This is a genomic window from Glycocaulis abyssi, assembly GCF_041429775.1.
GTDB classification, from domain to species: domain Bacteria; phylum Pseudomonadota; class Alphaproteobacteria; order Caulobacterales; family Maricaulaceae; genus Glycocaulis; species Glycocaulis abyssi.
In genome coordinates this window covers 630,057-656,578 of sequence record NZ_CP163421.1, presented here as the reverse complement: position 1 = coordinate 656,578, position 26,522 = coordinate 630,057, and the positions used below count along the sequence as shown (strand labels likewise).

Genomic DNA, 26,522 nt, shown 5'->3' with positions numbered 1-26,522 from the left:
CCCGTCCCGCACGGGCGCACACAAGATCGAAGGCTCCCTGTCATGCGCATCGACCAGATTTCCGCCGGTATTAATCCGCCGACCGACATCAATGTCATCATCGAGGTTCCCGTCGGCGGCGAGCCGGTGAAATACGAGATGGACAAGGCATCCGGCACGGTCTTCGTCGACCGCTTCCTGCACACGCCCATGCGCTATCCGTGCAATTACGGCTTCATGCCGCACACCCTGTCCGAAGATGGTGACCCGATTGATGTCATGGTGCTGGGCCAGACGACGCTGGTGCCGGGCTGTGTGGTGCGAGCGCGGCCCATCGGCGTGCTGATGATGGAAGACGAAAGCGGCATGGACGAGAAAATCCTCGCCTGCCCGCACCCCAAACTCACTCCGCTCTATGATGACATCGTGGAATACACCGATGTCACCAAGGCGCAGATCATGCGCATCACCCACTTTTTCGAGCACTACAAGGATCTTGAACCCAATAAATGGGTGAAAATCCAGGGCTGGGCCGGCAGGGCCCGCGCCGAGGAACTCATCATGGACTCGCTGAAGCGGGTAAAGGGCTGACAAAGCGGTTTGCGGGCCTCGCGGCGTGTGCTGGTATCTCGCTCCATAAGAAGTGAGATGGCGATGAAGAAGACCGAATTTGTGAGTGAAACCCTGCCCGGCGACCCGGTAGAGGCGTATGCGAACCCCGATTTCATGGGGTCGCCTGATGCGCGCCCTTTGCGCATTCTGGCCGAATATCTTTACCCGAAGAAGCAGTTCGAGACCCACAAGGTCGATGACACGATCCTGTTTTTCGGCTCGGCGCGCATTCCCTGCAGGCAGGATGCCGAGGCGGCTCTCGAGACGGCACGCAAAACCAATGCGGATATCAAGGCCGCCGAACGGGCCGTCTTCATGTCGCAATACTATGAGGATACGCGCGAGCTGGCGCGCCGCCTCACCGAATGGTCACTCAATCTGGAGGATTGCCAGGAGCGCCGCTTTGTCATCTGCACCGGCGCCGGTCCCGGCATCATGGAAGCAGCCAATCGCGGCGCGCGCGACGCCGGTGGCGAGACGATCGGGCTGGGCATCACCCTGCCCAAGGAAGAGACCAACAACCCCTACGTGACCCCGGAGCTCAATTTCGAGTTCCACTATTTCTTCACGCGCAAATTCTGGTTCCTCTACCCGGCCAAGGCGCTGGTGCTGATGCCCGGCGGGTTCGGCACGCTCGATGAGCTGTTCGAGACGCTCACCCTGCTGCAGACGCGCAAGATGAAAAAGCGCCTTCCGGTCGTGCTATTCGGCTCGGAATACTGGGACAAGGTGCTCAATCTGCAGGCGCTGGCCGACTTTGGGGCGATCAACCAGGAAGACCTCGACCTCGTCTACCGCACTGACAGCGTGGATGATGCCTTCACCTACATCGTCGACCAGCTGTGCCAGTACGCCCTGCCCAATCCCGGCAAGGGGATGTAGGCCGAGCTTGCTGGCATCGTTCCCGCAGCTCTAGACTGCCCCGATGACCGGGCGGGCGCACCTTGATGACACGCTAGGACAGGACGCGCATTGCCGCAATTGCGGGGCATCATTGAACGCCCGCTATTGCGGCGTATGCGGCCAGCGCGCACTGGACAGAAATGAGCGCCGCTTTGGTCACCTCCTGCGCGACGCATTCGGCACCGTGCTCAATCTGGACGGACGGTTCTGGCGAACATTCCTGGCGCTATTATTCCGGCCCGGCCGGCTTTCGCGGGACTATATCGACGGCAAGCGTGCCTTCTGGCTGGCCCCGTTTACGATCTTCATCCTCGTCAATCTGGTCTATTTCCTGTCACCGGCGCTGACAGACTTTTCTCAGCCCTTCGAATTCCAGGTCCCCGGTCACCTCGCATTGCAGGCTCATCCGGACTCCGAGGCGTTGAACCCGGCCTACCGGGAGTATCTGGAGAACTGGCAGGGTCAGTTTCACAGCCCACTAGCGGCCCGGCTCGTTGAGCGACGCGTGGCGGCTCGTGACGTGGCAAGACGGGAAGCAAGCGCGGACCGCCAAGGCTACACGGTTGCTGACTACAGGCGGGCCTATGAAGCCATCAACCTGGAGGTCAGCAAGCTGCTGATCGGCCTGCATGTCCCCTTCATGGCGCTGGCCCTTACCCTGCTATTCATCCGCAAGCGCCTGTTCTTCGCCGAACATTTTGTATCAGCGCTTCACCTGTTCAGCTTTGCGCTCCTGCTGTTGCAAGTGGTTCTCGGTCCAATCGGCCTTCTTGGCGGGCATATTGGCGGGCCATGGTCGGTGACCGCATTCCAGATACTCATGCCACTGAGCATGATTGCGCTCGCCGTGTATTTTACGATCGCCCTACGGCGCACATATCAAACTCCATGGTGGTGGGTGGTGCCGGCCACGGTGCTTTTCTTGCTGGCAATCGTGGGCATTCACCTGCTGATCTACCGGCCGGTCCAGTTCCTCCTTATACACGCACTGATCTGAAAAACGAAAAGCCCGGCGGTTTCCCGCCGGGCTCTCGAAACCGATTTCAGACCAGCCTACTGGCTGTAGAGCTCGGAAATGTGGAGCTGGGCGTTGGCGTTGCTGTTAGAACCCCAGGTGCCGACCCAGATGTCATACTGGCCGGACATCGGGCTGTTCCAGCGCAGTGACGGGTTCAGCCCCTGACCACCATCATCATTGCAATACCACCGGCCGTCCGGGCCATTGACCACCAGGGTGGTGTCGGAGTTGGAATTTGCCGAGATAATCAGTGGCAGGCTGCCAGCCTGGAAGTGCAGGCGGAAGTCCGGCGCGTTGGCGACGTACCCCACGCAGCTGCCGCCCAGGGTCTGGGCCGCGTTGACGTTTCCGCCAGACTGAAGATTGATGACATACGGATCCGGCGTAAAGCCGCCGCGAAGCGAAACGGTGCCGTAGATCGGGTTAAGCCGGTAATCCTGCGCCATTCCGGCGGCAGCCAGCATTGCCACGCCGATGGCGGCGGTTGCAGCAGTACGAAGCATGGTGGTGATCTCCAGATGCGACCGGCTTGGCTCCCCGCCCCGGCCTGAATGCGTCCCTCTAGCAGTGCAGACGCTATAACGTGACCGTGACGTGGTAAAGGCAAAAACCGGCGATATCTGGACTATCTGGCAAACCTGACCGGAAAGTTCAGATGGAGACTATGGCGCAAACTAGGATACCTGCGCGGCCATGTGGCGCCATGAAAGCAGGTCACCTGGCATTTGCCGCGCGGTCCAGTGATAAGGCGTGTCGGCCCAGGGCAGGATGTAGGGCGTCATGTTGTCGAGGACATAATCGCCCTGGTCTGTGCTGACCACCAATACTGCGTGGCGGCCCGTGGCCAGCGAATAGCCAACCGCCAGAAACAATGCGCTGTCCGGCACACCCGCCGCGATAAGAGCCTGGCGCTTTTCCAGCGCGTAATCTTCGCAATCGCCCTCTGCCGTGCCTTCAAGGGTCAGCGGCAGCGTCCAGTGATCCTCGACACCATAGAGTTCCTGGTCTTCGCGGGGCCGTATCTGCATGTTTATGCTCTGATTGACCCGGTTCAGCGTGGCAAAGAGCCCCGGTGCCGCCACCAGGCGCCCGTCAGCATCCAGTGCCGGCCCATCCACTGCATTCTCTTCGCCAGTCTCGCCGCCCGGCGCTGTGCCGCCCTCCACGTCCCGCGCGGCGCTGCGCTCTTGCAGAAGCGTATCATCCGGCGCGGCGCGCAGTGCCTTGGCCCCGTCACCATACACCGTCAGCGACGTCCCGCCCGTCGCCTCGGTGCTGGCAGTTTCCGCGCTTGCCAGCAGCAGCCCAGAGGCGGTCTCGCCCTGCGCCGCACCGCATATCTCCGGTGCGCGGCGGCACATATCAATCAGTCCGGCCGGGGGCATCGCCACACCAGCGGCGGGCATATGGGATGAAGCCTGCGGCGTCGTTGCGCACGCGGTGACGGCAAACCCTGCGAGGCATGAAATAGCCAGGCTGCGCCATGCGCGCGCCAGCAATCCGGGATCCATCCCCTTCATGTCCACCCCTCCGTCTCGTTGTCGGAGGGCGACATTGAATAATCGGGTTTAAGTTCACGCTATTTATTATAGTTAAGATGTCGTTTATTGTAGTATTTTTTATAGTTAATTGGAGTTAACAATAATATTTAATTTAACAAAAGCAGCGCAGGTTGAATTCTGTTTACCATAAATACCCGCGAACCCGGTCTGCGCGGACGGGCCAGACCGTTATTCGATGAAAGTTCCGGTGGCGCCGTGCAGCGGGTTCAGACCCTAGTTGGCGCGCGACAGAACGGCTTCAACCTCTTCGCGAAACCCGTCTGGCACCTCGGCGGCAAACTGCTGGAGCCAGCGCCTGTCCCTGATTGCCTGTGCGCTCAGCTCCAGCCGTACACCGCTACGGTTGAGACTTGTGAGCTGCTCCCATGCAGACGCCGCGATCTGCAGGCGCCACCGTGCGACATCACGGCTGCCATAGGGGATAAGGTAATAGCTCTGCGCCAGCGCCTCCTGCCCTGCCCCGGTCAGATATCCGTTGCGGACAAGGTCGAGATAGACCAGCCGGTTCCACGCGGTAACCAGCCGGGGCTCGCGGTCTATCGCCGCCAGCGTGGCCCGGTGCGCGAAATCGAGATCACCAATATCGGCTGCAATGGCCCGTGCGGCGTAGGCATCGCGCAGATAGGCCGAGGGCGGCAGGCCATCGCGCTGGGCCACAGCCGCCAGGGCCTCCGGCGCAAGCTCACCCGCCAGGTTGGCGCTGACGCGCATCTGACCCTGCCACCCGGCAAGCCCTGCAAGGACAAAGGCGGCCGTCACAAACCCGGCTCTGGACGCGATTGCGGTCGGGCTGCCGGTGCGCGCCGCGCCGTGTCCTGCCTGACGGGTCTGCTCGCGGCGTCCGGCTGCAGCAATTCCGGCCCCCAGCCCCAAAATCCAGGCCCACCACCACATGACGCCCGGCACTTCCAGCGCAAAGTCGGTCAGGCCATGCAGGGTGACGAAGGCCGATATGCACAGGACCGCGCGCAGATAGCCCCGGTGCCGGCGGCGCAGTTTCAGCCCGCGCCAGACCTGCCAGATCAGCAGCAGGACCACGCCCCACATGGCCAGCGCGCCGCTCCACCCGGCCTGCAGCAGCCATTGGAGGAAGACATTGTGGGCTGCATTGGTGTTGCCCAGAGAGCGTATCGTCTGGCTGGTGGTGATGAGGTCATTGGTAAAGACAAAACTGCCCAGCCCGTGACCGGCAAGAGGAGCGAGCGCCACAGCCTCCCAGTAGGCGGCAAACAGCTCCGCGCGCGGATTCTCACGCAGGCCGCTCTCATAGCGCACGCCGGCCAGTTCGCCGGAGACCGTCCACACCAGCCCGCCGATGACGAAAACGGCCACAATACCCGCAACGCCCAGGCCGGTGCTTCTCTGGCTGACGCCGCCATGGCGCGTCCAGGCGAGTACCTGCCAGCCCGTCAGCGCAACAGCGCAGAGCCCGGCAAAGGCTATGCCTGCACGCGAGGCGGTCAGCACAAGGCAGCTTGCCGAAATCATCACGCAAACCAGTGCCAGAGCCAGTGGAAACGCCCTGCGCGCAAACGCGGGGGGCCTGCTGCCCAAACTCTTGCGGATCTGCCCCAGCAGCTCGGTGAGCCCCATCAGGGCGATGATACCGAAGAAGGTGGCGGCCGTATTCGCAGACAGAAAGCCCCCGCTCAGCCGCGCAGTGGCCGGGCTGCGTGGCTCAAAGGTGAAGCTGACAAAGGCCCATAGCGCGATCAGCGAGCCCACCGTCAGCGTGGCGCGCCAGAGCGCGCTCCCGGCATCGGGCTGGCGTGCGCAGCCATAGCCCATCAGCCATATGCAGCCAGCGGCAGCCAGGGCGGCAAATTCCGGCGCGGCGGTATCCATCCACCCCATGAGCACATGGTGCACGCCAAAGCCGAGCAGGACGGCGAGAACACCCCACAGAACCGGCATGGGCCGGAATACCGGGTTCACGGCAAATGCCAGCCCCGCAACGGCAATGACCACGGAAGAAAAAATCGCCTTGGCCGCCGGAATATCGGCGCCAAAATAGACCGCTGATGCACCCAGAAGCACCAGACACACCCCGGCGGGGAATATCAGCCTGACATATTGAGCGATGGCGTCCGGCATCCCGGCTCCTGGTTCTGGCCCTGACGCGGACAGAGCCTAGAAGAACCGCTCGCCGATCCGGATCGTGTCACCGGGCTGGACCGGCGTGTTGACGGTCAGCGGATACTGGACTTCCCGGTCGGACCCGGCGCGCTTGATGAACACGATGCGGGTATTGGCACGGTAGGAGAACCCGCCCGCCGTGGCGACCGCATTGACCACAGTCAGCCCGGATGTGAACGGATACTCACCCGGCTCGCGCACCTCGCCCATAATGTAGAAGGGGCGGAAATTCATCACCTCGGCGCTGACCCGCGGATCATTGAGATAACCATCGCGCAAGGAAGCTTCCACCGCGCGCTGGAACTCGCGCAAGGACAGGCCGCCAGCCTGGACCTCGCCAATCAGGGGAAGCGAAACCGTGCCGCTGCCATCGACCGTATACTCGCCCGACAGCGTGTCCTCGCCGAACACGATAACGCGCAGCCGGTCGCCCGAGCCGAGGCGGTACTCGACCAGTTCGCGCTGTTCCTGCGACGCGTCGGCCAGCAAAACCTCCGAACCGTCGGCCGTCACCACGCTGGTGGCCGACCCGGACGTGGCGCAGGCGACATTGGAAACGGCAAGAGCAAGCGCAAGCAGCAGGCGGTACATAGAAGCATCCCCTCGATACATCCGGAGCCTTCAGCATGACGGTTTTGCGCACCATGCCAGCGGCAAGGCTTCTGATTTAGCGTTCCCCGCGCCGTGATTGCAAGAAAGTTACGGTCCCGCCCTCCAGCCGGACGGCCGTGAGGACGCCCGTCAGATAGGCCCCGGTATCGATCCCGATGCGGCGGTCATCATGGTAATAATCCTGCTCAGGCGTGTGCCCGTGAACGACCGTGTACTCAAACCGGCGGGAGGAATTGAGGAATTTTTCCCGGATCCAGTAGAAATCCCGCTCTGTCTGTGCCGCCAGCGGCTTTGCCGGGTCCACACCGGCATGGACAAATATGTAGGGTGCCACCACCACATAAGGCTCCAGACGCTCCAGGAATGTACGGTGATGGCCCGGCATCGCCTCGATCAGTGCTGCCCGCGCGTCCTGCCAGGCACTTGCGCCGGCCTGCGCCGATGGCGGCTTCACGCCATAGCCCGCCATCGTCTCGCCGCCGCCATACTGCACCCAGGCGGGGCCAGCAGATGCATCGGCCAGGAAGTCCAGCATGGCCTCTTCATGGTTGCCCTTCAGGAAGCGCACAGCAAAGGGCATGTCCGACAGGGTCGACAGCCGTTCGAGCGCGCGCGCCGACCCCAGCCCGCGATCGATATAGTCGCCCAGCATCACAATGGTGGACTGCACGCTGCCGCCAGCGGCCTCGACATCTGCGCGGATACGCCCGAGCATCATGTCGAGCAGATCGTCCTGACCGTGCACATCGCCAACCGCATAGAGGCGCACGCCCGCTGGCAGGGCGTCACGGCCCGCGGCGCCAGCCTGCAGGCCGAAGAGAGAGGCGAGGCGTCTGAACATGGGTCATGTATAGGCCGCAGGCCCCAGCCCCGCAACGCACCCCTGGCCAGTCTGGCCGGAGACAGGAATCTGACGGGCCGGAGCGAGCAATTCCTTGACATTACGCCGGTTCCGGCAAATCGTCCCGCAGACAGGAGGGGTGGCGTCCGGCGCTGGCAAAGGGGCAGATTTCCGGCGAGGGACCGCGCTCGGGCGCAGGCTGACCGGCCCTGCCGGTTTGCATCTTGCAGCCTGCCATTATCTGGGCGCAGCGCCCATTTGGGGATAGATGCACGATACCGGGAACACACCAGGCCAGCACACGCCAAATGGCGGGCGCTTGCGTGTCCTGTGGGTGTATTTGCAGACCGCAATGCGCAGCCCCAAGGCTGCCAGAATCGCCGGACTGACCGTATTGCGCGGGCTTGCCGCGGTCGGCAGCCTGATCTCCGTTGCGGCTATTGTGCGCCTCTTCCCGGTGGACGCGGCCGGCGAGTTCTTCGTCTTCCTGGCCGCCGCCCAGTTCGTCGCGGGTGCAGCGCTGGGGCCTCTCCTGATGCTGGCGATCCGGTTTGGCTCGGTTCACAAGGCGGACGGGGACCGCGAGGCGCTGGGGCGGCTGATACTCTTCGGCGCAGCGGCCATCGCCCTGCTGGCGGGCATTGTGTGGCTCGCTCATCCGCTGGCATCAGACTTGAGCGGCATGGCACTGGGCGAGGCATGGGTCTTCGCCGTAGTGGCCGCCCTTAGCGGGGCGATGATCTTCCTTGGCGGGCTGGCGCGCGTGAATGGCAAGGTGATCGCGGCCATCGTGCCGGAAAATGTGCTCCGGCCGGCGGGGCTCGCGATTGCGGCCCTGGCGCTGTGGTTTGCCGGTTTGGCCGTTTTTCCAGCGCTCAGCGCGGCCTATGGCGCGGTCCTGCTGGCGGTGTGCGCGGTGCTGGCGGCGATGGGGCCGTGGCGCGCAGCCCGCTTCACGCGCAGCGGGCTCGCGGCCTACCGGCCCTATTTCAAGGCTTACGGCCCCCTGCTGGCCTACGGCCTGGTGTCGACCGCGCTCAGCACGTTCGACATCCTCGTCGTTTCGCATGCTGTGGCGGTGGAGGCGGTACCGGCCTACAAGGCCGCCCTGCAATACGCGACATTGCTGACCACCGGGGTGATCTTCGCCAATCTGATCTACGGTCCGCAGATCGCCATTGCCCACCAGCGCGGCGACCTGCCCGCCCTGCAGAGGCTGGCCCGGTCCTCCTCGCGGCTGGCGCTGGGGTTTTACGCGCTTGCCTTCGCGCCGCTTCTGACCGGCCCCTGGCTGTTCGAGCTTGCCTTTGGCGCGGTAGGCCGCGAGGCATGGCTATTGGCGCTGATCCTGTGTGCCGGACGGTTCGTCAATGCCTGGTTCGGCTCGGTGACGAACCTGGCCAACCTCACCGGCCGCACGACATTGGTCGCCCTTATGCAGGGGGCGGGTGTGGTGATCTTACTCCTGCTCGGCCCGGTTCTGGCCGCGCAGTTTGGCAGCACCGGCGTAGCCATTGCGTCCACGCTGGCACTGACCGGCTGGGTCGTGGCAACCTCTCTTATCCTGCAGCGCAGCCTGAAACTGAAAATGGGACCGATATGATGGCTGAACGCCGCACTCGTGTACTGATACAAATGAACCAGCTCGCTGCTTACCGCGTGCCGGTATTCAACCTGCTGACCGAACATGTGGACCTAGACGTAGCATTTGTTGATGAACTTGGCACCATCGAAAATGTACGTTTTAACACTATTAGAGGAAGTAGCGTTAAACTTGGCCCCACCCTCTATAATAGATTTCCGCTTAAAATTGCAAACTATGACATCATCATCACCGGCTTCGATGGCCGCAATCTGAACAGTTATTATTATACAATGCTATACCCTAAAAAAACTATTATTTTTACTCAAGGGTATGGCGCCAGCCTAATTGCAGCCGTTTTGCGTCGATCGCTTCACAATCGAGCTGTTGCGACTCTCGTTTATACACAAGCAAATGCACAACAACTTATAAGAACAGGAGCGATAGGCGCGAAAGTATTCTTTACAGGCAACACGGTTAAGGTGGGCGGGGCGCCCCAGCGAGGGCGACGCACTTTTCTAAACTTAGGCACACCCCGTACGTTGAAAAGAGTAGATGACGTTCTGAGGGCTGTTGCCCTTATCAAGGACCAACTGCCCGACCACATCAGGTTGACGCTCGCTGGACCAGGAGCGGAGGCAGCTTACGCGCCTGTCGCCCAACAACTTGGTCTTTCAGACAAGGTCGAATTTCACGGTGAGATACGCGATGAGGCGGCAATCGCAGAGCTTTTCGCCGAGGCCATAGCGTTTGTTACCGGCCATGTCGGCCTGAGCGCGCCACAAGCCTTGGGACACGGGGTTCCCATTGTAGCCCGTGCTGACATCAGCCAGGCGCCGGAATACGAGTGCCTGATCGATGGCTATACTGGTCGCACCTATCGCTCTATCGACGAATTGGCGCAAATCCTGCTCGAATTGGCCACCCAGCCCGACAAAGCCGAGGAGCTCGGCCGGACCGGGTTGGCGCTTTACAAGAAAACGCTGACGGCAGAAGCCATGCGCGACCGGATTCTGGAAGCCATTAATTACGCCCTGTCACATGGGCCGCACAAACGCGCAGATAGAGAGCACGGCACCCCATGACAGCCTACGCACTTCGGGATGTCTTCGGCCAGCAAGGCCGCGCGAGCCGGACCCTGGTTTTCCGGCTATTCCTGATCACAGCGTGCGTTCTCATCGCCACCGCGCCCATTTACTGGCTCCCGGGCATCCCGCTTCCAGTGATGGCCGCAGTCAAGAATGCTGCCTTTTTCGGGGCTGTGGGACTGGCTATTCTGGTGTCGGGCATGCGTTTCATCCAGCTTGGTATCGCCTTTCCTTTCATAGTGGCAGCCACGCTGAACTTTATCGCCTTCCAGATAAACGGCTCTGCGGAATATGCTACCTATCAGGCACTGAGCTTTCTGGCGCCCATGGCCTGGGTGCTGGCAATCTGCTCCTTGCGCCGCGAACAGGTAGCGCTCCTGCTCAAATACTTGCCCCTGCCGCTCGGACTGATAGCGCTCGCCGTCGCTTATGCCTTTCTGGCGAAGTTCGGTGCTGTCCCAGACTTTCGCCCTCCAGCTGAAGGTTTGCAGCTTCAGGAACGCCAGCTCTCCGGATTTCAACGGATGGCAACGTCAACTGTTGGTTTCCATTTTACCAGAACTGGTTGGGGCACCGGATCGGGTATGGCCCTGATTCTGCTCGGCACCATTCTCATTGGCCGCAACCGGCAATGGCTGGGCCTTGCCGTTCTGACGCTTGCCGTTCTTGCTCCCGCAGCGATGGGCGGCCGGGGCGCTGCGCTTGGCGCGATGGCAGCTTTCGCCCTTGCCGTGCTGACCATGCGGCAACTGGGCAGCTTGCGGATTTTACTCGTACCCGGAATGGTTCTTTTACCAGTTTTAGCTACCGATTATCTGGTGTCGGCGGGGATTCTGTCTGAGCGGTTTTTCAATATTCAGTCCAACTCGGACTGGTTTGTGGTCGTTGATCAGGCCACCACTGGACGGCTTACAACTTGGATCACCGGCATTGAGACTTTCGCGGCAAATCCCGTCGTGGGAGGTGGGGTAGAGGCGAGTTGGACCTACCGGCAAAGCGGCGAAATTCTAGCAGTGCATAATGCTTGGCTCGCATTTCTGTCAGAGGGTGGCCTCATGGCATTTCTTCCTGCGGTCTTCATTTTCCTCTGGGCTTCACGCGTGATCTTGCGAGTCAACGAGTTTCGCCCACTGATCACGTTCGTTGTCGTGATCTCAATGGTAGAGCCAGGTGTAATGTTTGGGTCTTTTGGAAACCAAGTTTCTATATGGACAGCCGTCGGCTTGGCCATGCATACCATTCGCAAATGACCAAAAGCCGGGCGGTCAACGCAGAGCGCCGTAAAGGGAACAACGACATGCGGCCGACCGTGCTTACTTTTGTTCGCCACTATCTGCCCGGATATAAAGCAGGGGGGCCAATTCGGAGCATCGCCAATTTGGTTGAAGCTCTCGGAGACGAGTTTGACTTTCGTATTGTGACGTCGGATCGCGATTCCATTGATACCAAGCCCTACCCCGGCCTCCCCGCCCCTTCGACATGGATTCCGCGCGGCAAAGCCCACGTTCTGTACCTGCCCCCCAGCAAACGCGACTTTCTGAGCATCGCTCAAATACTACGCACAACGCCGCACAACGCGCTCTATTTGAATAGCTTTTTCGATCCGGTGTTTACAACATTGCCTCTTCTGGCCCGCCGCTTGCGGGTTGCCCCAGAGAAGCGTTGCATCCTTGCGCCGCGCGGGGAATTTTCTGCGGGAGCGTTAAAGTTAAAAGCCAAGAAAAAGGCCGCCTTCATGGCTTTAGTCCGGCCAATTGGCCTTCACAACAAAGTGGTCTGGCAGGCTTCCACAGAATCTGAGCGGACGGATATTCTCTGCGCGTTGAAACTATCGGAAATTGACGTTCACGTTGCAATGGACATTCCGCTCACAGAAACAGCACCTTCAACGAAGCTGGAGACACGGTCAACAGGGGATCCAATTCGATTATGCTTCCTATCGCGTATATCTCCAATGAAGAACCTTGATTTTGCGATTTCCGTCCTTGCGCAGACAAAGTGCAAAGTTATTTTTGATATATATGGCAGCATAAATGACAATTCTTATTGGATTAGATGCAAAAATTTAATGGGGAATTTGCCAAACAACATAACATGCAGATACAAGGGGCATGACCCAGCCCCGTGATCCGGGCCGTGAGTTAGTAGAGTCTGTTCGCCTTTCTTTCTGGGTTGATGTGGTTGGTCAAGGCCCGGTGAGCGGCGCTTGCGCGTAGCTCAAGCGAACCGGGCCGGGGGTGACGTGTTCGCTCGGCGTAGACACAAGGTGCGAGCCCGCCGAGTGCGGTGTGCGGTCTCTCGGTGTTGTAGTCGATCCTCCATGCCTCGATCAGGTCGCGCGCTTCGCCGAGCGAGGAGAACAGGTGTTCGTTCAGGCACTCGTCCCTGAACCGGCCATTGAAGCTTTCCACGAACGCGTTCTGGGTGGGCTTTCCGGGTGCGATGTAATGCCACTCCACACCGCTGTCCTTCTGCCATCGCAGGATCGCGTGACTGGTCAGTTCGGTGCCATTGTCGCTGACGATCATGCGCGGCTTTCCTCGCCGCTCGATCAGACGATCAAGCTCACGGGCCACGCGCACGCCTGACAGCGAGGTATCGACCACGACGGCTAAGGCCTCTCGCGTGAAGTCGTCGACCACGCATAGCGTCCGGAAGCGCCGCCCGTCGATTAGAGCGTCGGAGACGAAGTCGAGGCTCCAGCGATGGTTCGCCGCCGCAGGCAACAGTATCGGGCGACGGGTTCCAACCGACCGCTTGCGGCCACGCCGCCGACGGACCGCCAGCCCTTCTTCCCGGTAGAGCCGGTAGACCTTCTTGTGGTTCGCATAAAGACCCTCCCGTTCCAGCAGGATGCCAAGCCGACGATAGCCGAACCGGCGGCGCTCGCCTGCCAGATCGCGCAAGCGAGCTCGCAAGGCGTCATCACCACCAGAACGCTTCTGATACTGGAACGTGGAGCGATCAAGTTCTGCAAGGGCACACGCCCGACGCTCGCTCAGCCCGTGCCTGGTCACCATGTGGTGCACGGCCTGGCGCTTGACGTCGGGCGTCAGAAGTTTTTTGAGGCGAGGTCCTTCAGGGCCGCATTGTCCAGCATCGCATCGGCCAGAAGCCGCTTCAGCCGGTTGTTCTCCAGCTCCAGCGACTTTAGGCGCTGGGCATCGGATACTGTCATGCCGCCGAACTTCGCCTTGTATTTGTAAAACGTCGCGTCGGAGATGCCGTACTTGCGGCAGACCTCCTTCGTGCTCACACCAGCATCGTGCTCCCTGAGCATGCCGATGATCTGCTCCTCCGAATAACGGCTCTTGCGCATGGTCCATCCTCTTTTCGATGGACTCTACCATTCAATGGCCGGAATTCACGGGGCTGGGTCAGGCATATAGAACACAGCTTGGTAATAAGCACAATTTCGAAATATGATGCGTTTTTTCTACCCAGTCGCGGAGAAAATTTTGGGCACGCAATCGCCAAATCTCTGAGCGCAGGAACGCCAGTATTGATCTCCGACCAAACACCGTGGAACGATGTTGGCGAGCACAACGCTGGCTGGGCGCTCTCGCTGGACCACCCCAGCGAATTTGTTGCGGTCATAGAAAGCATGTCTCAAGATAGCAACGAAATTCGACACGAAAGAAATGTTAGCGCCACGAAATACTATCTATATAAATCAAATCAAATTCCCGCCGTTGATCAAAATAGACGCATGCTGAAGCAACCGTAATGCAAATGAAAAAAATTCATCGGTGCGCCGATAATGTCCAAAATCATACATAAGCTAAAATCTCTCGGTGAGAACGTGCCGATTTCTATTGGCGCTCCGCTGGCGCACCTGCCTTTCGCCTTGCGGCTGGGTCCTTCCTACACCCTTCATCGACATGCGATACGGCGCTATGAAAAGCTCAGCACTGCGGAGCGGGACAGGTGGACGCTGGCCCGCCTTACACAGATCGTCTCACTCGCGCAGCAAAACGTGCCGTTCTACCGGAATCTCTACGGAGCAAGCACGGGCACAATTGAAAGCTTCGCCGACTTCGAGCGACTACCGATCGTGAGCAAAGCGGACTTTCAAAATTCCGGGAACGAATCTCGCACGTGGCGGTCAGGAATGACCGTGAACACCGGAGGAACCTCCGGCGAGCCGCTTGTATTTCAGGTCGAGACCAACGCCTTTGCCCGGGAATGGGCCCATATGCACCACCTCTGGTACAGACGCGGGTATCGCAAGCACCACCTGAAGCTCACGTTTCGCGGGAAGCATTTCGATCGCTCCATACCTGTCCGGTACAATGCGGTTCATAACGAGCTGGTTGTAAACGCCAATGCTGATATGGAGGACGTGCGAGACTACGTATTGGCGTTCAATCGTGTTCATATCCGCTGGATACACGGATATCCCAGCCTTGTTGCGGAGTTCGCAAATATCCTGGACCAGGCCGACGGCGCGGCGAAGGAACAGTTTCTTGCGGGCCTGCACGGAGTGCTTTTAGGATCTGAATATCCAGCAGACGTCTACTATCAACCGATTAGGCGTGTACTGTCGTCAAATGTCCTTAGCTGGTATGGGCATAGCGAGATGGCGGCACTCGCCGGAATGAGCGCTGAAGGTGTTTACCGCTCGCTTCCTACATATGGCTACGTTGAAGCCGTACCCGCGCCAACCGGAGGTCAGTTCCGCCTCGTTTGCACCTCGTACAGCAATCTAGCCCACCCTTTTATCCGATATGACACGGGCGACATCATCGAACCCGTTTCGACGAGCTCCAGCGGCCTTGCGTTCAGAGTGGTTGATGGGCGGATTGGCGACTTCATCACTGATAGAACCGGGCGGCGTCACTCCCTTACGGCGATAATATTCGGACGCCACCACAGGGCTTTTGAACGAATTCAACATATCCAGGTCGCCCAATCCCAGCCGGGAAGCGCGCTTCTTCTTGTCACTCCGAAGAGCGGCCAGGAGACAGCGGAGCAGATCCGGCGGGCATTCGATCTGGACGACCTCGATATCACCTGGTCGATAAAGCTCATACCATCGGCCATTCGAACCCAGGCAGGAAAAATCTCGCTGAAAGTACCCCCTACCGCCACGCCTCAAGACTAGGGATCACGCCGTAATAGCGCTCTGGCGCCATGGGCAGGAGGCCGGGGGTGGCCGTAAACGCGGCGAGCCAGAACACGGTGCCGGGCGTAGTGAAAATCTGGTGGGCGATATTGTCGTATCCGAGGAAGCTTGCCGGGCTCCAGTTCATCCGGCGCGTAACCTGCTTCCAGCCATCCTCCGGCAGGATGCGTTGCGGAGCTGTGAACCTCACACCATCCAGATAGAGCGCGTTGGGAGAGCTGGGGATGGCACATCCCACACTGCCCGATTTCACCAGCACATGAACATTGAAGCTCAGCTCCGGCGGAAGCGGCACCTGGGGCGTGGTGAAGGGCAGGTAGTGCGTGATGCCGTCTATCGTGCGCGCCGTGCTGGTGCCGCTGCCTGCGGTGATCTGCAGGGCGAAGAACTCGACGCCAAAGCGGCGGGAACCGGCGTTTTTCAGCTTGGAGATCAGCGCGTCGATATCCGGGTCCAGCGTGCCTGCGCTGCCACCGTAATCACTATTGTTGTAGATGTATTTCGGGCCTGCGCTGATATCCGCGCCGTTGACCGGGTTGATATAGGCCGGCGCTTCAAAACCGGAAACAACCGCGCTTTGCGGCTCCGGGCTGCCCGCAAAGCGGCCGGCATCTTTGAGCAGGTTGAAACTATTGGCCGCTGGCGGCGTGTTCGGCAGGGCAACCGCGCCGCTTGCGCGGTCTATCACCAGCGCCTCGTGCCAGTCCGATCCGTTGGCACTGACCTTGATGTGGAAGTCATCATCGCCCGCCGTGCCGAATTCGGCGCGGCCGGACCAGCCTGTCTGGTAGAGCACGCTGGCCGTGTCGCCGGGCGCGGCCTTGTTCAGTTTCAGCTGCACACCGCCATTGCCGGGCGTGACATCATCATGGCTGAGCAGCACGGCATCGGATTTGACCGCCAGCCGGTTGGTCTCGTCCGCGTCCGTGTTCACGCCCACCATGGGCGCGGGATTGATGGAGGTTCCGGTAAACGGGCTCCAGCCCTCTCCATCAAAGACGTGCGCCACACCCTCATCGGCAATCCAGGCGATCCAGCCGGTCTGCGGCGCGAAAACCTGCCATGCCCCGTCCTGGAATGCCGCCACATGACCGGCTGGCACACCGGCCCATACTCCGCTTGCCCCCTCCGCCACGATATGGCGCTCGCCGGCTAGCGGGCTTTCAGGGGGCGTGGACAATTGCCGGCTGGCCACGCCCAGCTGCACCAGAGCGTCAAGCATTTGAAGCGCTTCATTGTGGGTGACGTGCTTTTGCGCCTGGGCAGGCATCAGGAAGGGCAGGTTCAGATTGGATGAGGTTTGCATGGGTCGGCGGCCCTGTCTCTGGTTCGACAAGCCGCCATTTTCGGCTCAAAACCGCCCCAGCCGGATTGATTTTGCGAATTTCTCGCTCTCATGCGCGATTTTCACCCTCCGCCCACTGGACAGCTGCCTTTCCTGTCCGCAAGAAAGCAGGCGGGGCAAGCAGGCGGGGCGGGCGTGTGAAACAGCTATTGCAATCGCTTAAGACTGGCGCGACCGAAGTCGCCGACGTGCCTGCACCGCGTGCGGGCAAGGGCCAGGTGCTGATCGCAACTTCGCGCACGCTTGTCTCTGCAGGCACCGAGCGCATGCTGGTGGAGTTCGGCAAGGCCAGCCTGATCGACAAGGCCCGCCAGCAGCCCGACAAGGTGAAAATGGTGCTGGAGAAGGTCCGCACCGATGGCCTGCTGGCAACGTTCGATGCGGTCCAGTCCAAGCTCGATCAGCCTCTGGCGCTGGGATATTGCAATGTCGGCACGGTGATCGAGAGCCGCGCGCCGGGCTTTGCCGCCGGAAACCGCGTCGTTTCCAACGGCCAGCACGCGGGCATAGTCGCCGTCCCGCAAAACCTGTGCGCGCTTATCCCTGACGAGGTGAGTGACAACGCGGCGGCCTTCACCGTACTCGCGGCCATCGGCCTGCAGGGCATACGCCTGGCCGCCCCCACGCTGGGCGAATGCGTGGTCGTCACGGGCCTCGGGCTGATCGGGCTGTTGACCGTGCAGATGCTGCGCGCGCAAGGGTGCCGCGTGATGGGGATCGATTTCGACCCCGAACGCCTCGCCCTCGCCCGGCGGTTCGGCGCAGAGACGGTCAATCCGGGCGCTGACGAGGACGTGCTGGCCCGGGCAAACGCCTTCTCGCGCGGGCGCGGCGTGGATGCGGTGCTCATTGCGGCGTCTACCAAAAGCAATGAGCCGGTCTCGCAGGCGGCGCGGATGTGCCGCAAGCGCGGACGCATCGTGCTGGTCGGCGTGACGGGGCTGGAGCTTAGCCGCGCCGATTTCTACGAGAAGGAGCTGAGCTTTCAGGTCTCCTGCTCCTACGGGCCGGGGCGTTATGATCCAGCCTATGAAGAGGGAGGGCAGGACTATCCCGTGGGCTTCGTGCGCTGGACCGAACAGCGCAATTTCGAGGCCGTACTGGACATGATGGCCGTCGGCACGCTTGACCCGTCCGCGCTCATCTCCCACCGGTTCGATATCGACAACGGCCGCATGGCGATGGATCTTCTGGCCTCTGGCGACCCGTCGCTGGGCATATTGCTGGACTATCCGCAGGCGGAGGACGGCGCATCCTCAAGCATGACCCGCCGCGTGGCGCTGGCAGGAGATGGCGCGCCATCCGGCAGCGCTGCCACTATTGGCGTTCTGGGGGCCGGCAATTATGCCGGGCGGGTGCTCATCCCGGCCTTCAAGGCGGCAGGAGCAGAGCTTCACACGCTCGCCAGCGGCGGCGGGATCAGCGCCGTGCATTTCGGGCGCAAGTTCGGCTTCCGTCAGGCGGTTACTGATGTGGCCGAAATCCTTGAAAACCCGGACATTTCCACAATCGTCATCGCCACGCGCCACGACGCCCATGCCGGACAGGTGCTCGCCGCCTTGCGCGCAGGCAAGCACGTTTTCTGCGAGAAGCCACTCTGTCTGACACTGGACGAGCTGGCCGACATCGAAGCGGAGATATCGTCCCGGCCGGGCCAGCAGCTCATGGTCGGCTTCAACCGTCGCTTCGCCCCTCACACGGTGAAGATGAAGGCGCTGCTGGACACGGTCAGCGCGCCAAAAGCCATCATCATCACCGTCAATGCCGGTGACATTCCCGCCGGCCACTGGATCCAGGACACCGCCGTTGGCGGCGGGCGCATTATCGGCGAAGCCTGCCATTTCATTGATCTGGCGCGCCATCTGACAGGCCATGCCATCGTGTCCGCTGATGCGGCCAGCCTCGGCGCAGAACCCGGTAGTCCGGCCAGTACCGGCAGGGCGACGCTGACCCTCAAATTTGCCGACGGATCAATTGCCTCGATCCACTATCTGGCCAATGGCCATAAGAGCTTCCCCAAGGAACGCGTCGAGGTCTTCACGGCGGGGCGCGTGCTTCAGCTCGATAATTTCCGCGCGCTGAAAGGCTGGGGCTGGCCGGGCTTCTCCCGGATGGCCAGCTTCAATCAGGACAAGGGCCAGCGGGCCTGCGCCGCCGCGTTCGTCCAGTCCATCCGCGACGGTGGAACAGCGCCTATCGGCCGGGAAGAGATTATCGAAGTCAGCCGCGTGACGATTGAATGCGCGGGGAGCATTCACCGATGAGCGCCGTCGCATGGATGGACCGGACCTTCTATCCCGGCTTTGCCCGCAACTGGGACAACATCCTGTTTCGCGAACGCATCCTCGCCGCGATGCCCGATAATGCCGAGATTCTCGATGTCGGTGCAGGCGCGGGCATTATCGAGATGATGAATTTCCGGGGGATTGCCCGCCGGGTCTGCGGGGTTGATCTCGATCCACGCGTCGCCGCCAATCCCTATCTCGACGAGGGGCGCGTGGCCGATGCTGGCGCCATCCCGTTCGAGGACAGCCGGTTCGGCCTTGTCTTCTCCGACAATGTCGTTGAGCACCTCGACGATCCGGCAACGGTTTTTGCCGAGATTTTCCGGGTGTTGAAGCCCGGCGGGCTCTTCCTGTTCAAGACGCCAAACCGCTTCCACTACATGCCCCTGATCGCGCAGGCGACGCCGCATGGGTTCCACCAGTGGATCAACCGAAAGCGCGGACGCGCAGAGGCCGACACCTTCCCGACGCGCTACAGGGCGAACTCCGCGCGAAAGGTGCGCCAGCTCGCTGTTGCGACCGGGTTCAAGCTGGAACAGCTTGAACTGGTAGAGGGGCGGCCGGAATACATGCGCCTGTCGCCGGTCACCTACGCCGCCGGGATTGCTTATGAGCGCACCGTCAATCTCGCCGGCTTTCTGAAGAACCTTCGCATCCTGCTGATAGCCACGCTGCGCAAGCCGGAGTGACCGGGTGATGTAACCTCCCCAATTGCGGCCCGGATCATCGAAGTCAGCCGCGTGACGATCGAATGTGCCGCAAACGCCTTGAAATGACAGACGATGACTTCGACCATGCCTGACACACGACTGGCAAACCTGAAAGCACCTGATCGCAATGCCTGCTTCGCCGCCTTCCCTTCAGCGCTATAGTGCTCATCTACGCGTCACGCTGGACTGGCTTGTCCGCTCCATCCGGCATGGCAAGGGCGGCTCATCGGCCTATTACTCACCTCTACGAGGGTGGTCCGCGCCCTACCCGGAAACCAGCGGCTATATCATCCCCACCCTGCTGGACGCGGCATCGGCGCTTGACGATGCCTCCCTGCGCGCGAGCGCGCTGCAACTGGGAGAATGGCTGCTGGAGCTGCAGGACGAGGCGGGCTGGTGGCCAGGCGGGCTGCTGACATCGCGAAGCTCCCGGCAACCCAGCGTGTTCAACACCGCCCAGATCCTCGACGGCATGGTTGCCCTGGCGCACAACACCGAAGACGAGCGCTGGCGCGCAGCCGCCACGCACGGAGCGTTATGGCTGACACAGACACTCGGCGATGACGGCTGCTGGCAGATCGGCAATTACCGCGAAGGCGTCAATCCCAGCTATTACTCCCAGGTTGCCTGGCCGATGTTGCAAGCATGGACGCTGACCGGTGACGATGAAATCCGCGATGGTGCCAGCCGCGTTCTGGCACGGATCATGGGGCGGCGCGCTCCCAGCGGCCTGATCGAAGGCTGGGGGTTTGACGAAGGCCGCCCCGCCTTCACCCATACTATCGCCTATACGCTGCGCGGCTTCATCGAGAGCGCGCAAGTGCTGGACGCCTGGGATGCCTATGGCGAGCCGTGCATGGCGGCACTGGAAAAGCTCGCCCGCAAGGCGGAACTGGCGAACGGCAGGCTGCCGGGCGCCTATCGCGACAACTGGAGCGCGGTCTCCTGGTATTCCTGCCTGACAGGTAACGCGCAGATCGCGCTCTGTCTTTTGAGGGTGGAGGAACGCAAATCCGATCTGCGCCTGGTCAACAGCGCTGCCAAGCTCACCGATTATGTCTGTTCACGCCAGCAGACCGGTTTTGGTCTGGCCGGCACGCGCGGCGCCGTAGCCGGCTCATCGCCACCCTGGGGGCGTTACATGTTCATGCGCTACCCGAACTGGGCAGCAAAATATCATGCCGATGCGCTGATGATGCTGTCAGCCCGGCTAAAACGCGAGATCGCCCCGTGAAGCCAATACTGCTCATTGCGGGTTACGACAAAGCACCCCACGCGATTGCCATCGCGGAGCAGCTTCGCCGGCTGGGCACGCCGCCTGACCTGATCCTCATCGCCTATCCGCTTTCACTGGCCCGTATCAGCACCGTTCTGCGCACCCGGGGCCTGCCCGCCATATTGCGCTATGCCGCCGGCAAGGGCCGGACAGGTTCCGCGGGGCAATCATCGCCCCTGCGCGCGTATCTGCGTGATGCCGGGCTGGCCGAAGAGCGCTCCCTGAAGAGCTGGGCCCGCCGCTGGAATGTGCGCTGCGCCAGCGTGCGTGACATCAACTCCCCGGCGGCGGTGCGGATCGTTTCCCAACTTGGTCCGTCGGTCGCGGGCTATACCGGCGGCGGCATTCTCAGGCGTCCGTTCCTTGAAGCAGCAGGACGCCATGTCCTCAACGCCCATTCCGGTCCGCTACCGGCGATACGCGGCATGAATGCATGTGAATGGAGCCTGCTGCTGGGGCATCCGCTGGCCGTCACCGTGCACCATATCGATGAGGGTATTGATACCGGCCCGGAACTGGAACGCATTGCGGTCCAGGCGCACGCTGGTGACAAGGTCGACGCCCTGCGCGAGCGATGCGTCGTCGCCGGCATTGATGCGTTGACGCGCCATATCCATGCCGCCGCATGCGGCAAGGCGGCTGTGCCCTGCTCCAGCCCCGGCGAACCGGAACGGCAATGCTTCGTTCTGGCCCCTGCACTACGCGAGGTTCTAGAACTGCGCCTGCCCGAACTGATCTCCAGGCAGCAAGAAATGGTGCAACAGGGATGATTTCAGGCCGCTTCCTGCGAACTGTGCAGCACACACCCATCCGCCAGCTGATGCATCGCGCCAGCCTGATGGCAAAGCGGCGCACGCTCTCAACGCTCGCCTCGCGGTTTCCTGCCATCAAGCGGCCCCCGAACAGGGCCGTGCCGCCGCTCGCCAACGATCTGCCCACGCCGTTTCTTGTCGGGGCTCATGGCAAAGTCAGTGTGACAGACGGGCGCTACACGTTCGACCTTCTGAACGCGCCCCGGCAATTCACGCTCCCTGTCGACTGGCATCACGCAGAGCTGAACACCGGCACGCGGCTGTGGAAGCTCAACCTGCATTATTTCGACTACGCCCATCATCTTGGCGACGCTGACTTCGCGGCATTGGTCACTGACTGGATCGAGCAGAACCGCCCCTTCACACCGCAATACTGGATGGACAGCTGGAACAGCTATGCGATGTCGATAAGGCTCGTGGCGTGGATGGCCGAATACCAGCGCCGGCAGGGGCGGCTGGACAGCGCCTTCGCAGCGCGCCTGACCGCCTCCATCGCCGAGCAGGCCCGCTTTCTCCTCGCCAATCTGGAGGAAGATATCGGGGGCAACCACCTCATCAAGAATATCCGGGCGCTCTATTGGTGCGGGCGCTTTTTTGACGGCGCCTTGTCCCGCAAGGCCACACAGACGGCCGGAAAACTGCTGGCGCGCGAGCTGGACAGGCAGATCCTGCCCGACGGCTTTCATTTTGAGCTGTCACCGGCCTATCACTGCCAGGTCCTGGCAGACCTTCTCGACTGCTACCGGCTTATGCCTGCAAGCGCCCTGCGGACGCGTCTGGAAACCACGCTGGGAAAGATGGCGCAAGCCGCAGCGGACGTGATCCATCCTGATGGGTTTGTGTCGCTGTTCAATGATGGCGGCCTGCACATGACCGTCTCATATGGCGCCCTGAAGGACGCGTTCGAGACAGTGCTGGGGCGCTGGCCGGACACGCAGGCTTCGGGCCAGTATCGCGATGCGGGATACCACGTGATGCGCACGCCGGACATCTTCCTGATCTATGATGCAGGCAGGCTTGGCCCCGACGGATTGCCGGCCCATGCCCAGGGGGACGTGTTTTCGTACGAGCTTACGCTTGGGCCTCAACGGATGATCGTGGATACCGGTGTGTTTGAATACAATGCCGGACCAAGACGCGCACATTCGCGTGCAACAACGGCCCACAATACGCTGACACTGGATGACGAGGATCAGGGCGAGTTCTGGTCTGCATTCCGGCTGGGCCGGCGGCCGCAGGTGACGGTGCATGCAGCCACAACAATTGATGACACGCTAATGGTCGATGCCCGGCACGACGGCTATGCGAAGCTGGGCGGTTCACCCATCCATCGCCGCATGATCTCGGCAGGCAGAAACGGGGTGATCAATGTGTGCGACGAGATCACCGGCGGCAAAGGCCAGCGCGCTGTCTCTCGCCTGTTGTTGCACCCTGATGTGGAGATCATCGAAGAGGACGATAATCACTTCCTCCTCAGGGCTGGCCGGGCAGCGCTGCGCCTGGATGCCCGGACCGCGCAGGTGAGCATTCAGGACGCGCCATGGTGGCCCGATTTCGGATGCGAGATCACGACCCGGCAACTGGTTCTCGATTACGGCACCGCACCGGGAAAGTGGCATTACCAGCTCAGGCTGGAAGCCGCGCCGCGTCGCGCCAGCGCCTGAGGAGCGGATCGCATGCACATCCTCTTCCTCACCGACAATTTTCCGCCTGAGGTGAATGCGCCCGCCAGCCGCACCTACGAGCATGCCCGCGAATGGGTGAAGCAGGGCGCGCAGGTCACGATCATCACCTGTGCCCCCAACTTCCCGCAAGGCAAGGTGTTCGACGGATACAAAAACCGGCTGCGCAGCGTTGAGGACATGGACGGAATCCGCGTCATCCGCGTGTGGACCTACATCACCGCCAATGAAGGCTTCTACAAGCGTACGCTGGACTATGTGAGCTTCATGCTGTCCTCCTTCATCGCCTCGTTCGGCGTGCGCAAGGTGGACGTCATTATCGGTACATCGCCGCAATTCTTCACGGCAATCAGCGCGTTTCTCGTCAGCCTCGCCAAGCGCCGCCCGTGGATATTCGAACTGCGTGATCTGTGGCCAGCAACCATCAAGACCGTGGGGGCCATCAAGAATGGCCGCGTCCTTTCCCTGCTCGAAGCCTTGGAGATGTTCCTTTATCGCCGGGCCACCCGGATCGTCGCCGTTACACACTCGTTCAAGGAAGAACTTGCCGCCCGCGGCATCAATGCGGACAAGATCGATGTCGTGACGAACGGTGCCAATCTTGCCCATTTCAAACCGTCGCCCAAACCGCTGGATCTGGCGCGCACGCTCGGGCTGGAGGGCAGGTTTGTAGCAGGGTATGTGGGCACACACGGCCTGACGCACGGGCTTGAAACTGTTCTGGATGCTGCCGAGATACTTCAGTCGGTGCCGGGCGCGGACCATGTCAGGATAGTCCTTCTCGGAGACGGCGCCCGGAAAGCAGACCTGAAAGCGAATGCCGCCAGACGTTCGCTTACCAATGTTGTGTTTCTCGATAGCGTGCCCAAAGCCCAGGTTCCTGACTATTGGGCTCTTCTGAACGTCTCAATCATTCACCTCAGACGCGATCCGCTCTTCAGGACCGTTATCCCCTCCAAGCTCTTCGAATGTATGGCGATGGGAATACCGGTGCTGCACGCCGTCGAGGGCGAGTCGGCCGAAATCGTGCGGCGCAAAGGCGTCGGTCTCACCGTCACACCTGAAGATGCTGGCGAGCTGGCCGCGAGGATAGCAGAGCTGGCAGCGGCCCCGGAACGGCTGGAGGCTTTCCGGGAAAAATGCCTCGTGTCCGCCGAACGTTATGACCGCGCGAATCTGGCCCGGCGCATGTACGCCATTCTCAGCCAAACCGCTAACACACGCGCCTCTCGACCCTGACGGAGACAAGTATGCCCGAAAACAGCCAGACAAGCCGAACGCGGCCGTTGCGCGCCGTTATCATTACTCAGGACGATCCATTCTTCCTGGGAGATAGTTTCAAGTACCTGTTCAGCAAATTGTCAGATAATATCAATGTAACGAGCTGCGTTCTGCTTTCCGTGTCCCCATTTGGGAAGAAAGAAAGCTTTTTTAAAAAACTACAGAAAACTTATAATGTTTTTGGGTTTTGGTTCTGCCTTCATTACGGCGCTCATTTTGTCATATCAAAATTCCGCATCAACTGGACGGTGGCTGCAGTCATGCGCCGTAACGGCGTTGAAATACTTCGCCTGTCCCGGTCGATTAACCACCCGGACTCGCTGGAGGCGATACGGTCCCGCTCTCCCGATGTCCTGGTTTCGATTGCCGGAAACGAGATATTCAAACAGCCTCTGCTCGATATCGCACCTTACGGGTGTATCAACCTGCACAGCGCGCTACTGCCCAAATATCGAGGTCTTATGCCCAGCTTCTGGGTCCTTCGGCACGAAGAAGAGGAAACCGGTGTCTCGGTCTTTTTTGTAAACGAAGGGATCGATACCGGACCAATATTGGTGCAAAAACGCTTCAAGATCGGAGAAATGAGTCAACGCGACCTGATACGCTACAGCAAGATCATAGGCATGGATGCGATTTGCGAAGCCTTGGAAAAAATTCACGCCGGAGAAACGGAGACCTTGCCCAATGATGACGGAGAAGCGACCTACTTCTCGTTCCCGACAAGAAAGGATGTCGACCAGTTCAGACGGTCGGGCGCACGCTTCTTCTGACATACGGGTCCTGACCTTCGATCTTGAGGACTGGTTTCATCTCCTCGACCTTCCCCAGACTGCCGATCACACGGCATGGCCGGGGTTCGAGTCGCGGTTTCAGCGCAATCTCGCATTGATCCTCGAAGCACTGGAGCAGCTTGACCAGCCCGCCACATTCTTCTGCCTTGGATGGATCGCCAGGAAATTTCCAAAGGAAATCCGCAAAATAGCCGAACTCGGCCATGAAGTGGGCTCTCATTCGATGGTTCACTCGCTGGTCTATCGCCAGACGCCCGCAGCATTCGCCGACGAGGTGCGCGAGTCCAAAGACCTGTTGGAACAGGTGATTGGGGGCCGGGTGCGCGCCTACCGCGCACCAGGCTTTTCCATTACCGGGGCCACACCCTGGGCGTTTGACATACTGGCAAGCCAGGGGTTCGAGATCGACAGTTCGGTGTTCCCCGCGCCACGGGCGCATGGCGGCCTTCCCGGCTTTGACCATGCCACGCCGCACTGGATTGATACGCCATCGGGTGCTCTCAAATCCTTTCCCATGAACACCCGCAAAATAGCAGGCCAACGCCTTGTGTTCACAGGTGGCGGATATTTCCGCCTCATTCCCGGCTTCCTGCTGGAGCGCTGGGTGGGCGATACCGCCTATGTGATGACCTATTTTCATCCGAGAGATTTCGATCCCGGCCAGCCGGTTCTGGAGGGGCTGTCAGCGATCCGCCGGTTTAAAGCCTATGTTGGCCTGCGCGGGGCGCTGCCCAAGCTGGAGCGGCTTCTTGAGCGATACCAGTTTACCGACCTTGCCGGCGCCGATCGTCATGTCGACTGGGCCGCTGCTCCCCGCGTGTTTGTCGCGGACGAGGTTCACGGCGACCCTCGCTGCTTGCCGGATTAACGCCTCCGTGTCCT

24 protein-coding genes are annotated in these 26,522 nt (G+C 60.9%); 17 read left to right on the top strand and 7 right to left on the bottom strand.

Annotated elements, in window-relative coordinates; all coding sequences use genetic code 11:
• The first annotated feature begins 42 nt into the window (after positions 1 to 42).
• The 3 genes from ppa (at position 43) to AB6B38_RS03270 (ending at position 2,491) form a co-directional block, all read left to right on the top strand.
• Complete coding sequence (ppa, locus tag AB6B38_RS03280) at positions 43 to 570, top strand: inorganic diphosphatase (RefSeq protein WP_371394325.1); 528 nt, start codon at positions 43 to 45, stop codon at positions 568 to 570.
• Positions 571 to 633: 63 nt separating this feature from the next.
• Positions 634 to 1,473, top strand: a complete 840-nt coding sequence (locus tag AB6B38_RS03275) for an LOG family protein (RefSeq protein WP_371394324.1) — start codon at positions 634 to 636, stop codon at positions 1,471 to 1,473.
• A gap of 43 nt (positions 1,474 to 1,516) precedes the next feature.
• A complete protein-coding gene (locus AB6B38_RS03270; RefSeq protein WP_371394322.1) occupies positions 1,517 to 2,491 on the top strand; it encodes a DUF3667 domain-containing protein in 975 nt (324 codons plus the stop codon).
• Positions 2,492 to 2,547: 56 nt separating this feature from the next.
• Here AB6B38_RS03270 and AB6B38_RS03265 read toward each other — a convergent pair whose 3' ends face one another.
• The 5 genes from AB6B38_RS03265 to AB6B38_RS03245 form a co-directional block, all read right to left on the bottom strand.
• On the bottom strand, positions 2,548 to 3,015 hold the full coding sequence (locus AB6B38_RS03265; RefSeq protein WP_371394320.1) for a peptidase S1: 468 nt from the start codon (positions 3,013 to 3,015) through the stop codon (positions 2,548 to 2,550).
• 171 nt (positions 3,016 to 3,186) lie between these two features.
• Positions 3,187 to 4,032, bottom strand: coding sequence for a transglutaminase-like cysteine peptidase (locus tag AB6B38_RS03260; protein WP_371394318.1), 846 nt, complete (start codon positions 4,030 to 4,032; stop codon positions 3,187 to 3,189).
• A 255-nt stretch (positions 4,033 to 4,287) separates the two neighbouring features.
• Entirely contained in the window at positions 4,288 to 6,168 is a 1,881-nt protein-coding gene (locus AB6B38_RS03255; protein WP_371394317.1) for an O-antigen ligase family protein, read from the bottom strand.
• A 36-nt stretch (positions 6,169 to 6,204) separates the two neighbouring features.
• Positions 6,205 to 6,801, bottom strand: coding sequence for a polysaccharide biosynthesis/export family protein (locus AB6B38_RS03250; RefSeq protein ID WP_371394316.1), 597 nt, complete (start codon positions 6,799 to 6,801; stop codon positions 6,205 to 6,207).
• Positions 6,802 to 6,877: 76 nt separating this feature from the next.
• Positions 6,878 to 7,663 (bottom strand): metallophosphoesterase, encoded by a 786-nt coding sequence (locus AB6B38_RS03245; protein WP_371394315.1) that lies wholly within the window; start codon positions 7,661 to 7,663, stop codon positions 6,878 to 6,880.
• Between the two features lie 268 nt (positions 7,664 to 7,931).
• On the opposite strand from AB6B38_RS03245, the gene AB6B38_RS03240 reads away from it, so the two are divergent.
• Genes AB6B38_RS03240 through AB6B38_RS03225 form a run of 4 tightly spaced genes read left to right on the top strand, consistent with a single transcriptional unit; the run spans position 7,932 to position 12,461 of the window.
• Complete coding sequence (locus tag AB6B38_RS03240; protein WP_371394314.1) at positions 7,932 to 9,266, top strand: lipopolysaccharide biosynthesis protein; 1,335 nt, start codon at positions 7,932 to 7,934, stop codon at positions 9,264 to 9,266.
• Positions 9,263 to 10,330 (top strand): glycosyltransferase family 4 protein, encoded by a 1,068-nt coding sequence (locus AB6B38_RS03235; RefSeq protein WP_371394313.1) that lies wholly within the window; start codon positions 9,263 to 9,265, stop codon positions 10,328 to 10,330. The genes AB6B38_RS03240 and AB6B38_RS03235 overlap by 4 nt, the downstream gene beginning before the upstream one ends.
• Positions 10,327 to 11,583 carry an O-antigen ligase family protein gene (locus tag AB6B38_RS03230; protein WP_371394311.1) on the top strand — a complete coding sequence of 419 codons (1,257 nt, stop codon included), beginning with the start codon at positions 10,327 to 10,329 and terminating at the stop codon, positions 11,581 to 11,583. Before AB6B38_RS03235 ends, AB6B38_RS03230 begins: the two co-directional genes overlap by 4 nt.
• Positions 11,580 to 12,461, top strand: coding sequence for a hypothetical protein (locus tag AB6B38_RS03225; protein ID WP_371394309.1), 882 nt, complete (start codon positions 11,580 to 11,582; stop codon positions 12,459 to 12,461). The genes AB6B38_RS03230 and AB6B38_RS03225 overlap by 4 nt, the downstream gene beginning before the upstream one ends.
• A 13-nt stretch (positions 12,462 to 12,474) precedes the next feature.
• Here AB6B38_RS03225 and AB6B38_RS03220 read toward each other — a convergent pair.
• Positions 12,475 to 13,652 (bottom strand): IS3 family transposase gene (locus tag AB6B38_RS03220; RefSeq protein ID WP_371392216.1). Its coding sequence is split into 2 segments (ribosomal slippage): positions 12,475 to 13,400 and positions 13,400 to 13,652, totalling 1,179 coding nucleotides; the frame shifts between segments, so codons are not numbered across the junction.
• Here AB6B38_RS03220 and AB6B38_RS03215 point away from each other — a divergent pair.
• A complete protein-coding gene (locus tag AB6B38_RS03215) occupies positions 13,599 to 14,060 on the top strand; it encodes a glycosyltransferase (protein ID WP_371394307.1) in 462 nt (153 codons plus the stop codon). The genes AB6B38_RS03220 and AB6B38_RS03215 overlap by 54 nt on opposite strands.
• A gap of 33 nt (positions 14,061 to 14,093) precedes the next feature.
• Complete coding sequence (locus AB6B38_RS03210) at positions 14,094 to 15,437, top strand: hypothetical protein (protein WP_371394305.1); 1,344 nt, start codon at positions 14,094 to 14,096, stop codon at positions 15,435 to 15,437.
• Here the strand turns inward: AB6B38_RS03210 and AB6B38_RS03205 are convergent.
• Positions 15,415 to 16,764, bottom strand: coding sequence for a DUF2793 domain-containing protein (locus tag AB6B38_RS03205; protein WP_371394303.1), 1,350 nt, complete (start codon positions 16,762 to 16,764; stop codon positions 15,415 to 15,417). The genes AB6B38_RS03210 and AB6B38_RS03205 overlap by 23 nt on opposite strands.
• Positions 16,765 to 16,940: 176 nt before the next feature.
• Here AB6B38_RS03205 and AB6B38_RS03200 point away from each other — a divergent pair, with 176 nt between their 5' ends.
• The 8 genes from AB6B38_RS03200 to AB6B38_RS03165 all read left to right on the top strand — a co-directional run bounded on the left by AB6B38_RS03200 (position 16,941) and on the right by AB6B38_RS03165 (position 26,508).
• Complete coding sequence (locus tag AB6B38_RS03200) at positions 16,941 to 19,067, top strand: bi-domain-containing oxidoreductase (RefSeq protein WP_371394301.1); 2,127 nt, start codon at positions 16,941 to 16,943, stop codon at positions 19,065 to 19,067.
• Positions 19,064 to 19,777 carry a class I SAM-dependent methyltransferase gene (locus AB6B38_RS03195; RefSeq protein ID WP_371394299.1) on the top strand — a complete coding sequence of 238 codons (714 nt, stop codon included), beginning with the start codon at positions 19,064 to 19,066 and terminating at the stop codon, positions 19,775 to 19,777. The genes AB6B38_RS03200 and AB6B38_RS03195 overlap by 4 nt, the downstream gene beginning before the upstream one ends.
• A 148-nt stretch (positions 19,778 to 19,925) precedes the next feature.
• Positions 19,926 to 21,032, top strand: coding sequence for a hypothetical protein (locus AB6B38_RS03190; protein WP_371394297.1), 1,107 nt, complete (start codon positions 19,926 to 19,928; stop codon positions 21,030 to 21,032).
• A complete protein-coding gene (locus tag AB6B38_RS03185) occupies positions 21,029 to 21,844 on the top strand; it encodes a formyltransferase family protein (RefSeq protein WP_371394295.1) in 816 nt (271 codons plus the stop codon). Before AB6B38_RS03190 ends, AB6B38_RS03185 begins: the two co-directional genes overlap by 4 nt.
• Positions 21,841 to 23,550, top strand: a complete 1,710-nt coding sequence (locus AB6B38_RS03180; protein ID WP_371394294.1) for a heparinase II/III family protein — start codon at positions 21,841 to 21,843, stop codon at positions 23,548 to 23,550. The genes AB6B38_RS03185 and AB6B38_RS03180 overlap by 4 nt, the downstream gene beginning before the upstream one ends.
• A 12-nt stretch (positions 23,551 to 23,562) precedes the next feature.
• Positions 23,563 to 24,807 carry a glycosyltransferase family 4 protein gene (locus AB6B38_RS03175; RefSeq protein WP_371394292.1) on the top strand — a complete coding sequence of 415 codons (1,245 nt, stop codon included), beginning with the start codon at positions 23,563 to 23,565 and terminating at the stop codon, positions 24,805 to 24,807.
• Positions 24,808 to 24,818: 11 nt separating this feature from the next.
• Entirely contained in the window at positions 24,819 to 25,619 is an 801-nt protein-coding gene (locus AB6B38_RS03170) for a methionyl-tRNA formyltransferase (protein ID WP_371394291.1), read from the top strand.
• Positions 25,534 to 26,508, top strand: a complete 975-nt coding sequence (locus tag AB6B38_RS03165; protein ID WP_371394290.1) for a polysaccharide deacetylase family protein — start codon at positions 25,534 to 25,536, stop codon at positions 26,506 to 26,508. The genes AB6B38_RS03170 and AB6B38_RS03165 overlap by 86 nt, the downstream gene beginning before the upstream one ends.
• The last annotated feature ends 14 nt before the right edge of the window (positions 26,509 to 26,522 follow it).

Excerpts from the sequence above, each read along its gene's own strand:
- AB6B38_RS03165 (WP_371394290.1), top strand. The coding sequence starts at position 25,534 with ATGATGACGGAGAAGCGACCTACTTCTCGTTCCCGACAAGAAAGGATG.
- AB6B38_RS03275 (WP_371394324.1), top strand. The coding sequence starts at position 634 with ATGAAGAAGACCGAATTTGTGAGTGAAACCCTGCCCGGCGACCCGGTA.
- AB6B38_RS03240 (WP_371394314.1), top strand. The coding sequence starts at position 7,932 with ATGCACGATACCGGGAACACACCAGGCCAGCACACGCCAAATGGCGGG.
- AB6B38_RS03230 (WP_371394311.1), top strand. The coding sequence starts at position 10,327 with ATGACAGCCTACGCACTTCGGGATGTCTTCGGCCAGCAAGGCCGCGCG.
- AB6B38_RS03205 (WP_371394303.1), bottom strand. The coding sequence starts at position 16,764 with ATGCAAACCTCATCCAATCTGAACCTGCCCTTCCTGATGCCTGCCCAG.
- AB6B38_RS03235 (WP_371394313.1), top strand. The coding sequence starts at position 9,263 with ATGATGGCTGAACGCCGCACTCGTGTACTGATACAAATGAACCAGCTC.
- AB6B38_RS03195 (WP_371394299.1), top strand. The coding sequence starts at position 19,064 with ATGAGCGCCGTCGCATGGATGGACCGGACCTTCTATCCCGGCTTTGCC.
- AB6B38_RS03210 (WP_371394305.1), top strand. The coding sequence starts at position 14,094 with ATGTCCAAAATCATACATAAGCTAAAATCTCTCGGTGAGAACGTGCCG.
- AB6B38_RS03175 (WP_371394292.1), top strand. The coding sequence starts at position 23,563 with ATGCACATCCTCTTCCTCACCGACAATTTTCCGCCTGAGGTGAATGCG.
- AB6B38_RS03245 (WP_371394315.1), bottom strand. The coding sequence starts at position 7,663 with ATGTTCAGACGCCTCGCCTCTCTCTTCGGCCTGCAGGCTGGCGCCGCG.
- AB6B38_RS03250 (WP_371394316.1), bottom strand. The coding sequence starts at position 6,801 with ATGTACCGCCTGCTGCTTGCGCTTGCTCTTGCCGTTTCCAATGTCGCC.
- AB6B38_RS03270 (WP_371394322.1), top strand. The coding sequence starts at position 1,517 with ATGACCGGGCGGGCGCACCTTGATGACACGCTAGGACAGGACGCGCAT.
- ppa (WP_371394325.1), top strand. The coding sequence starts at position 43 with ATGCGCATCGACCAGATTTCCGCCGGTATTAATCCGCCGACCGACATC.
- AB6B38_RS03260 (WP_371394318.1), bottom strand. The coding sequence starts at position 4,032 with ATGAAGGGGATGGATCCCGGATTGCTGGCGCGCGCATGGCGCAGCCTG.
- AB6B38_RS03170 (WP_371394291.1), top strand. The coding sequence starts at position 24,819 with ATGCCCGAAAACAGCCAGACAAGCCGAACGCGGCCGTTGCGCGCCGTT.
- AB6B38_RS03225 (WP_371394309.1), top strand. The coding sequence starts at position 11,580 with ATGACCAAAAGCCGGGCGGTCAACGCAGAGCGCCGTAAAGGGAACAAC.
- AB6B38_RS03190 (WP_371394297.1), top strand. The coding sequence starts at position 19,926 with ATGCCTGCTTCGCCGCCTTCCCTTCAGCGCTATAGTGCTCATCTACGC.
- AB6B38_RS03265 (WP_371394320.1), bottom strand. The coding sequence starts at position 3,015 with ATGCTTCGTACTGCTGCAACCGCCGCCATCGGCGTGGCAATGCTGGCT.
- AB6B38_RS03255 (WP_371394317.1), bottom strand. The coding sequence starts at position 6,168 with ATGCCGGACGCCATCGCTCAATATGTCAGGCTGATATTCCCCGCCGGG.
- AB6B38_RS03180 (WP_371394294.1), top strand. The coding sequence starts at position 21,841 with ATGATTTCAGGCCGCTTCCTGCGAACTGTGCAGCACACACCCATCCGC.